A 9,078-nucleotide genomic window follows, 5' to 3' on the forward strand; every position below is an offset into this window, starting at 1 on the left:
GGAATACCATCAAGATGGGCATCATGGACGAGGAGCGGCGCACCACCGTCAACCTCAAGGAGGCGATCCGCGCCGCAAAAGAGCGTGTCGTGTTCATCAACACCGGCTTCCTCGACCGCACCGGCGACGAGATCCACACCTCGATGGAAGCCGGCCCGATGATCCGCAAGGGCGACATGAAGCAGGCCGCCTGGATTTCCGCCTACGAGGCGTGGAATGTCGACATCGGGCTGGAATGCGGCTTGGCCGGCCACGCCCAGATCGGCAAGGGCATGTGGGCGATGCCGGATTTGATGGCGGCGATGCTGGAACAGAAGATTGCCCACCCCAAGGCCGGCGCAAACACTGCCTGGGTGCCGTCGCCAACGGCGGCGACGCTGCATGCCACGCACTATCACAAGGTCGACGTCCACGCCGTGCAGGCGACGCTGAAGAACCGGCCCAAGGCGAAGCTCGACGACATCCTGTCGGTGCCCGTCGCCGTGCGGCCGAACTGGTCGCCCGAAGACGTCCAGAAGGAACTCGACAACAACGCGCAGGGCATTCTTGGCTATGTCGTGCGCTGGATCGACCAGGGCGTCGGCTGCTCGAAAGTGCCTGACATCAACGATGTCGGCCTGATGGAAGACCGCGCCACGCTGCGTATTTCCTCACAGCACATCGCCAACTGGCTACACCACGGCGTGTGCAGCGAGGACCAGGTGATGGCGACGATGAAGCGCATGGCTGACATCGTCGACCGCCAGAACGCGGGCGACCCGCTTTACCAGCCGATGGCGGCTGACTTTGACAAGTCGATAGCCTTCCTCGCCGCCTGCGACCTGGTCTTCAAGGGCCGCGTCCAGCCCAACGGTTACACCGAGCCGGTGCTGCACGCGCGGCGGCTGGAACTGAAGGCGCAGCAGAGCTGAAGAGGCCAGTGTCGTGTATGGGCGGCGGGTTTTCGGCCTGCTTTCTCCGGGGTGAGGCGTCAGGGAGCTGTATGGTCCAGGAGCCGGATGGTGGGATCGCGACGGTGTTCGGAGTTGACCCGATCGACGCCTTCCACCGTAATCGCAATCGTCCCGTTTTCCACTCTTGCTATCCAGCCCTTCGCTCTCAGATACCAGAGATGAAACTCGAGATGCTCTCGCGGACAGTCTGACAGACGTTCGAGCTCCACATCTCCGATCCCGGGATTGCCGACGTCGTGCCGGCGCTTCGCGTAAAGCAGCGACAGCAGCCTGGCCTGGATCACGACGTCACGCTCGATGCCTTTGGTGTTGCTGGCTTCCTCGGTCAATTCACGACGAAGGCCGGCATGGTCCCTGTACGCGATGTCGTATTGTGCGCGTTTGACCGGATCCTTGAGCGTATTGTGGGCTTCCACGATTTCACTGAAACGGGCTTCATCGCCGGTTTCGCGATTGTCTGGATGATAGCGCATCGCAAAATAGCGAAATATGCGCTCCAGCGTTTCCGAGTTGGCGTTCGGGCTAACTTCCAAAACTTCGTAGTAGTCAATGAACATAGCGGGCTCCCCGACCACACCATATTCGCATTGTCTAAATAAGGAATGTCAATGCGGAGGCCAAGACCTTGGTCCGACGCGCGATGACATCCACGCTTTTGGAAGAGGAAGAAAATGGCCGGCGCCCCGTCGGTGGGGGCCGTTGGGTGGTGAGGACGCCGGCCAAGCGGACATTCAGGTCCGCCGCACCGTGGAGATGATCGATTCGCGGAGGCCGGGTTATGGCGTGATCGCGGAATGCAATGTGGCGAGGCCGGCATGTCGGCGGATCTACGCCGCCTGCGCCATCCGCTCCGAGCTCATGCGGTAGGAGATCGCTTCGGCCAGATGGATGCGGCCGACGGTTTCGCTGGCGTCGAGATCGGCGAGCGTCCGCGCCACCTTCAGCACGCGGTGATAGGCTCGCGCCGAAAAGGCGAGCTTTTCGCTGGCGTCCTTGAGCAGCGACAGGCCGGCGGCGTCCGGCATGGCGATCTCTTCGATGACCGAGGGCGCGCAATGCGCGTTGGTGGTGGCGCGGGTGGCGCCGAGCCGCTCGAAGCGCTCGCGCTGGATGGTGCGGGCGCGTGCCACGCGCAGCGCCACATCGGCGCTTTTCTCCGCCCGGTCGGGCCGGATCAGGTCGCTGGCCGAGACCGCCGGCACTTCGATCCTGAGATCGATGCGGTCGAGCAGCGGACCCGAAATGCGCGCCTGATAGTCGGTACGGCAACGCTCGCCGCGCAGGCAGCGATAGCCCGGCTCGCCGGCCATGCCGCAGCGGCACGGGTTCATCGCCGCCACCAGCTGGATACGCGCCGGATAGGTGACGCGATGGTTGGCTCGCGCGATCATGCAGTCGCCGGTCTCCAATGGCTGGCGCAGCGCATCGAGCGTCTGCGGTGTGAACTCGGGAAACTCGTCTAGGAACAGCACGCCGTGATGGGCCAGCGACACCTCGCCCGGCCGCGCGCGGATGCCGCCGCCGACCATCGCCGCCATCGAGGCCGAGTGGTGCGGGGCGCGGAACGGCCGCCGGTCGGTCAATTTGCCTTCGCCGAGCTCTCCCGCCACGGAGGCGATCATCGAGACTTCCAGAAGCTCCTTCGGCGCCAGCGGCGGCAGGATCGACGGCAGCCGCTGCGCCAGCATCGATTTGCCCGAGCCCGGCGGCCCGATCATCAAGAGATTATGCCCACCGGCGGCGGCCACTTCCAGCGCCCGCTTGGCGGTCTCCTGGCCCTTGATGTCGGCGAGGTCAGGCAAATCCAGAGCGGCGGCATGGATGCCGGCCTCGGGGCGCGACAGCACCTGCGTGCCGCGAAAATGATTGGCGATGGCTATCAGACTGCGCGGCGCCAGAATGTCGAATTCCCGACCAGCCCAAGCCGCTTCCGGCCCGCATGCGAACGGGCAGATCAGGCCCTTGCCCTCGGCATTGGCTGCGATCGCCGCCGGCAAGGAGCCGGCGACCGCGGCAATCGTGCCGTCGAGCGACAATTCTCCAAGCACGACATAGCCGGCCAGCATGTCGCCTGGAATAGCGCCAAGGGCAGCCATCAGGCCAAGCGCGATCGGCAGGTCGTAATGACTGCCTTCCTTCGGCAGGTCGGCCGGCGCCAGATTGACCGTGACTTTCTTCGACGGCATCGACAGGCCGGAAGCATGCAGTGCGGCCTGCACCCGCTCGCGGCTTTCGGCCACCGCCTTGTCGCCCAGGCCGACGATGTGCATGTTGACCTTGCCGGGCGCGATCATCACCTGCACGTCGACCGGCACGGCCTCGATGCCCTGGAAAGCCACCGTGCGAACCCGCGCCACCATCGTGCAACCCCAATTCAGGCTGGCCCCAGCCCTGCGTTCAGGCCAGGAACGGCCCCTCGGGCAGACAATCACACTTCAACAGTCAAATCAAGAACATTACGGGAACGCATGACCGCTGGGGTTGCAGTGGAAGCGAGCGTGGTTGCAAAAACGGAACATGGTTAAGACAAAATGAAAACGGAAAACACGATCACTGAATACGATCGCGCGGAATGGTTGTTGCCGCAGCGGGAAATGATACGACTATGGAGATCTCTCGTCGGGGCCGCGCGCTTTGAGCAACACCAGGCTGCTTGCAATTATGGCGGTTGTGCCGCCAATCATCGTCGGGCTCGGCATCTACCTCTTTGTTTTTTTGGACCGATGCCACGGTGAGAGATGTGTGGTGACATTTGGCGTCGTCGCTTTTTTGGCGATCATTGGTGCGGCCATCAGCACGGTTGTTAGCCTGATCGGGTTGGCGGTTATCCTATTTAACCGGCAGCCCTAATCAGTATCCGTGAAAGAGGCTTGCCCTTACTTCCGCTTGTCCTCGACCGCGTCCCAGAACAGGCTGGCGATGTCGGCGCCGCCGAAGCGTTTGACCTCGCGCACGCCGGTAGGCGAGGTCACGTTGATCTCGGTCATGTAGTCGCCGATGACGTCGATGCCGACCAGGATGAAGCCGCGCTCCTTCAGCGATGGGCCGATGCGGGCGCAGATCTCGCGTTCCCGCGCCGTCAGTTCGGTCTTTTCGGCGCGGCCGCCGACATGCATGTTGGAGCGGGAATCGTGTTCGGCCGGCACCCGGTTGATGGCGCCGACCGGCTCGCCGTCGATCAGGATGATGCGCTTGTCGCCCTTGCGCACGTCCTTGAGGTAGCGCTGCACGATATAGGGTTCGCGGAACATCTGGCCGAACATTTCCAGCAGCGAGGCAAGGTTGCGGTCGCCCTCGAGCAGATGGAAGATGCCGGCGCCGCCATTGCCGTAGAGCGGCTTGACGATGATGTCGCCGAACTCCTTGCGGAAGGCGGCGACCTCCAGCGGATCCTTGGTGATCAGCGTGTCCGGCATCAGGTCGGCAAATTCGGTGACGAGGATCTTTTCCGGGCTGTTGCGCACCCAGGCCGGGTCGTTGACCACGAGCGTCTTCGGGTGGATGCGTTCGAGAATGTGCGTGGTGGTGATGTAGTTCATGTCGAAGGGCGGATCCTGGCGCAGCAGGACCACATCCATCTCCGACAGGTCGGTACGCACCTTCTCGCCCAGCGAATAGTGGCTGCCCTTCTCGTCGCGCACCTGCATTTCCTCGATGCGGGCGAATACCTTGCCGTCGCGCAACGAGAGCCGATCCGGCGTGTAGTGGAAAAGCTCATGGCCGCGCCGCTGCGCTTCCAGCGACAGCGCGAACGAGGTGTCGCCGGCGATCGACACGGTGGAGATGTGGTCCATCTGGACGGCGATTTTCAGCTTCATGGCGGGTCTCCGGCGGCTCGGATGGACGACTGTCTTGCCTGTACAGGCTCACTGCCCGTCTGCCAATCGCGACATTCCTGGGATCGGCATCCGACACCCGAATGCGCTGCTTTCATCGATCCTTCGAAACAGTCGCGGTTGCCCGTGGAAAATCGATTTCGCGATACGTTTCCTAAAGGGTTTGCTGCCAGTCTGAAAATAAATTCCGACGTCACAAAACAGGGACACCGATGCAAACTTCGTTTGGCACCGGTCAGGCAAACAGGGAGAGCACGGATCTGGCATTCACAGATCCGTTGACCGGGCTTGGCAACCATCGCCGCTTCTTCGACAAGGTCGATCGCCTGATCGCCGACCGTGCCGACGATCCCGCGCCCTTTACCGTCGGCATTCTCGACCTCGACGGCTTCAAGCCGATCAACGATCTGTTCGGCCACAAGGCCGGCGACGATATCCTGATCCAGGTGGCGATGCGGCTGCGCGCCTCGATGGACGGCCATTCCACGGTCTGCCGCATCGGCGCCGACGAATTCGCTTTTCTCTATCCCCTGGTGTTCAGCGAGGAGGCGGCGGCCGAAAAGTCGCGCATGCTGATCGAGATCCTGTCGGCGCCCTATGATGTCGGCGAACGCACCGCCAGGCTTTCGGCCTCGGTCGGCTGCTCGCTGTTCTATTCGGGCGACGAGACCACGGAAATCCTCATCAACAAGGCCGAGACGGCGCTCTATCACGCCAAGCGTTCCGGCCGTGGCCGCGTCGTCGTCTACACCCGTGAGATGGAAGAGGCGGCCAAGCGCGTCACCCGCATCGAACAGGCGCTGCGCCGGGCTGTCTCGGCCGGCGAGGTGGAGCCGCATTTCCAGCCCATCGTCGATCTCGCCACGCGCCGCACCATCGGCTTCGAGACGCTGGCGCGCTGGACAGATCGCGACCTCGGCTCGGTGCCGCCGACCGTCTTCATTCCCATCGCCGAGGAGCGCGGCATCATCGGCCCGTTGTCGCAGCTGGTGCTGCGCAAGGCGACCGAAGCCGCCAGAAGCTGGCCGAAGGACCTCTTCCTGTCGTTCAACCTGTCGCCATCGCAGCTCGTCGACCAGAACACCGGCCTGCACATACTGGCGATCCTCGATCGCACCGGCTTCGATCCGCGGCGGCTGGAGATCGAGATCACCGAGACCGGCCTGATGAACGACCCGGCCTCGGCCGCGCAGATCGTCGAGGATCTGCGCCGCGTCGGCATCCGCGTCTCGCTCGACGATTTCGGCACCGGCCAGTCTTCGCTCGGCCGTCTGCGGGAATTCCATTTCGACAAGCTCAAGATCGATCGCGCCTTCGTCTCCTCCATTCTCGACGACCGTCCCTCGGAGCACATCATCCGCGCCATCCTCGCAATGTGCGAGGGGCTCGGCATGGACGTCGTCGCCGAAGGCATCGAGCAGGAAGCGCAGGCCGACCGCCTCGTCCAGTTCGGCTGCGCCGGCGGGCAAGGCTATCTGTTCGGCAAGCCCGTCGATGCCGACGCCACGCTTGGCTATCTCCGCGATTCCTTTCGCGGCGCCCTGCGCGCCAAGGCGATCTGACCGGCGATTCCCCGTAGTCCGTAATCCCGACGGTGCCGCCATGCGCATCCGGTGCGGCGCATTGTCGTTTTGTCTGACATAAGCCCTGAAATTCGACGGTTCGCCCTTGCCCGCGCGCCTTGCGTGGCTAGGATGCGCGCCGGTCACGCTATAGCGCCGCACGTCTTTCAAGACGCGCAAAGGACGCTGTAGCTTTTAACGTTTGCGCATGATGCCTTTCCCAAAAATCGATCCGATTTTCGGGGCCATCCGCTGGAGAGAACAGATATGATGCCATCGGCGCATTTTGCCGACCTCGAAGGAGCCTCGGTGCTGATCACCGGCGGCGGCTCCGGGATAGGTGCTGCACTGACCGAGGGTTTTGTGCGCCAAGGCGCCAATGTCGCCTTCATCGACATCGCCGACGGCCCAAGCACGGCTCTTGCCGACCGCATCGAGAAGACGTTCGGCAAGCGGCCGCTCTATCTCAAGACCGACCTACGCGACGTCGAGGCCCTGCGGGCGTCCGCCGCGAAGGCCGCCGAGGCGCATGGCGATGTCACCGTGCTGGTCAACAATGCGGCCTGGGATGAACGCCACGCCGTCGAGGACGTGACGGTCGAGTTCTGGGACAACAATCAGGCCATTAATCTGCGGCCGCATTTCTTCACCGCCCAAGCGGTGGCGCCGGGCATGAAGCGGGCCGGCGGCGGCTCGATCATCAACTTCACCTCGACATCCTATCTCATCAACCACCCCGACATGCCGTCCTACACGGCCGCCAAGGCCGGTATCCTCGGTCTGACCAAGGGGCTGGCCGGCAAGCTCGGTGTCGACGGCATCCGCGTCAACGCCATTGCGCCCGGCTGGGTGATCACCGAGCGGCAGAGGGAGCTCTGGGTGACCGAACAGGGGCTTGCCGCCCATGTCGCCAAGCAATGCATCAAGCAGGTGATGCAGCCCGACGACATCGTCGGCACCGTGCTGTTCTTGGCCTCGGACGCCTCGCGCATGCTGACAGCGCAGATGCTGGTCGTCGATGGAGGTTTCCTGTGAGCCCAGCCGGCAACGCACCGGCGGTCGCCGCCGCCGACTGGGGCACGACCCGCATGCGGGTCTGGCTGATAGACGGGCAAGGCAAGGTGCTTGCCGAACGCCGTGGCGACGATGGCCTGATCACGGCGCAGCAGAAGGGCTTTTCGACCATCCTCGAAGGGCATCTGGCGGCGATGGGAGCACCAGCGGCGCTGCCCGTCATCATCTGCGGCATGGCCGGATCCCGCCAAGGCTGGCTGGAAGCACCCTATGTCACCGTGCCGGCGCCGCTTAGCGCCATCCTTGCGGGTGCCGCCAGCGTGCCCGGCCAGAGCCGCGACATCCGCATCGTTCCGGGCCTTGCCCAGCGACTGACTGACGCGCCCGACGTCATGCGCGGCGAGGAAACCCAGCTTGCCGGCGCTGGCTTGCCGGCCAAGGGACGCCAGTTGGTCTGTATGCCCGGCACCCATTCGAAATGGGTGCTGGTCGAGGACGGTACTGTCACCGGCTTCGGCACCTGGCCGACCGGCGAGCTGTTTTCGGTGCTTGCCGCGCATTCGATCCTGCGCCATTCGCTCGGCGAACATCCAAAGCCCGTCACATCGGACAATCCGTTCTTCCGCCGCTGGTGCGAAACCGCATTGGCTGATGGTGGCGATGTCACCTCGCGGCTGTTTTCCATCCGCGCCGCCGGCCTGCTGCAGGATTTGAAAGCCGACGATGCCGCAGCCTGCCTGTCCGGCCTTCTGATCGGCGGCGAGATCGCCTCCGCCAGCCGTCGGCACGGCGCCGGTGCGGAACCCGTGGTGCTGGTCGCCTCCGGTGCGCTGGGAACGCTGTACAGCGAGGCGCTCGGCCTTGCCGGACTTGAGGTCCGGGCCGTCGACGCGGACGAGGCGGTGCGTGCAGGTCTCGTCGAGGCGGCGCGCGAGAACGGCATGATCGCAAGAATTGGAGCAGCTCGATGAGCCAGACCGCACCGTTTCCAAAACTCAAGCGCGGCCTGGTTGCCATCCTTCGCGGGCTCAAGCCCACCGAGGCGATGGCCATGGGCAAGGCACTGTTCGACGCCGGCATCGAGGCGATCGAAGTGCCGCTGAACTCACCGCAACCGTTCTCGTCGATCGCCCGCATCGTCCAAGTGCTGCCGAAAACGGCGCTGGTCGGTGCCGGCACGGTGCTGACGCCGGCCGATGTCGATGGCTTGCACCAGGCCGGAGGGCGGCTGCTGGTTAGTCCCAACATCGATGCCGAGGTGATGGCGCGCGCCATGCACTACGGCATGGTGACGATGCCCGGCGTGTTCACGCCGACCGAAGCCTTCCAGGCGATCAAGCTCGGCGCCTCGGCGCTTAAATTCTTCCCGGCGAGCGTGCTGGGTGCAGGCGGCATTTCCGCGATGCGCGCGGTGTTGCCGGCGCAAACGCTGGTCGGTGCCGTCGGCGGCGTCTCCGAAAAAGATTTTGCCGGCTACAAGGCGGCCGGCGTTACCGCCTTTGGACTGGGCTCCAGCCTGTTCAAGCCGGGCATGAGCGTCGACGAGGTGGCCGCGCGTGCACATGCTGCCGTCGTGGCCTGGGATGCGGTGTTCGGAGAAGCATGATGAGCGAAGCCATCGTTTCGGTTTTTTCCGATCACGTCTGCCAGCTCGGCGAGGGGCCGAGCTACGATCCCGCCACCGATACGCTCTACTGGTTCGACATCGTCAAC

9 protein-coding genes and 1 pseudogene are annotated in these 9,078 nt (G+C 64.0%); 7 read left to right on the forward strand and 3 right to left on the reverse strand.

The genetic code is table 11. The features are described 5' to 3' along the window. Nucleotides 1–911, forward strand: a 911-nt coding sequence (locus EOB49_RS37790; RefSeq protein WP_245472773.1) for a malate synthase G, incomplete at its 5' end; no start/stop codon positions are given. 59 nt (nt 912–970) lie between these two features. On the opposite strand, the gene EOB49_RS21340 is transcribed toward EOB49_RS37790, so the two are convergent. Both EOB49_RS21340 and EOB49_RS21345 read right to left on the reverse strand, forming a co-directional pair. Next, complete coding sequence (locus EOB49_RS21340; protein WP_127382160.1) at nt 971–1,510, reverse strand: J domain-containing protein; 540 nt, start codon at nt 1,508–1,510, stop codon at nt 971–973. A 270-nt stretch (nt 1,511–1,780) separates the two neighbouring features. Continuing rightward, complete coding sequence (locus EOB49_RS21345) at nt 1,781–3,313, reverse strand: YifB family Mg chelatase-like AAA ATPase (RefSeq protein ID WP_127382161.1); 1,533 nt, start codon at nt 3,311–3,313, stop codon at nt 1,781–1,783. A gap of 274 nt (nt 3,314–3,587) precedes the next feature. Between EOB49_RS21345 and EOB49_RS21350 the strand changes: the two genes are divergently transcribed. Further along, nucleotides 3,588–3,803, forward strand: coding sequence for a hypothetical protein (locus EOB49_RS21350; RefSeq protein ID WP_127382162.1), 216 nt, complete (start codon nt 3,588–3,590; stop codon nt 3,801–3,803). A 26-nt stretch (nt 3,804–3,829) separates the two neighbouring features. Here the strand turns inward: EOB49_RS21350 and gshB are convergent, their stop codons facing one another. After that, nucleotides 3,830–4,771, reverse strand: a complete 942-nt coding sequence (gene gshB / locus EOB49_RS21355; RefSeq protein WP_127382163.1) for a glutathione synthase — start codon at nt 4,769–4,771, stop codon at nt 3,830–3,832. A 230-nt stretch (nt 4,772–5,001) separates the two neighbouring features. Here gshB and EOB49_RS21360 point away from each other — a divergent pair, with 230 nt between their 5' ends. The 5 genes and pseudogenes from EOB49_RS21360 to EOB49_RS37795 all read left to right on the forward strand — a co-directional run. After that, nucleotides 5,002–6,351 carry an EAL domain-containing protein gene (locus EOB49_RS21360; protein ID WP_127382164.1) on the forward strand — a complete coding sequence of 450 codons (1,350 nt, stop codon included), beginning with the start codon at nt 5,002–5,004 and terminating at the stop codon, nt 6,349–6,351. Between the two features lie 267 nt (nt 6,352–6,618). Next, the gene (locus EOB49_RS21365; RefSeq protein ID WP_127382165.1) at nt 6,619–7,386 is read left to right on the forward strand and encodes an SDR family oxidoreductase; all 768 of its coding nucleotides are present in this window, start codon (nt 6,619–6,621) and stop codon (nt 7,384–7,386) included. Beyond that, a complete protein-coding gene (locus tag EOB49_RS21370) occupies nt 7,383–8,336 on the forward strand; it encodes a 2-dehydro-3-deoxygalactonokinase (RefSeq protein ID WP_127382166.1) in 954 nt (317 codons plus the stop codon). Before EOB49_RS21365 ends, EOB49_RS21370 begins: the two co-directional genes overlap by 4 nt. Next, nucleotides 8,333–8,971, forward strand: a complete 639-nt coding sequence (locus EOB49_RS21375; protein WP_127327996.1) for a 2-dehydro-3-deoxy-6-phosphogalactonate aldolase — start codon at nt 8,333–8,335, stop codon at nt 8,969–8,971. The genes EOB49_RS21370 and EOB49_RS21375 overlap by 4 nt, the downstream gene beginning before the upstream one ends. After that, nucleotides 8,971–9,078: pseudogene (locus tag EOB49_RS37795) on the forward strand (SMP-30/gluconolactonase/LRE family protein); the annotation flags it as partial. The gene EOB49_RS21375 and the pseudogene EOB49_RS37795, both read left to right, overlap by 1 nt.

Origin of the sequence: Mesorhizobium sp. M7A.F.Ca.MR.148.00.0.0 (assembly GCF_003997735.1) — a bacterium.
GTDB lineage: Bacteria > Pseudomonadota > Alphaproteobacteria > Rhizobiales > Rhizobiaceae > Mesorhizobium.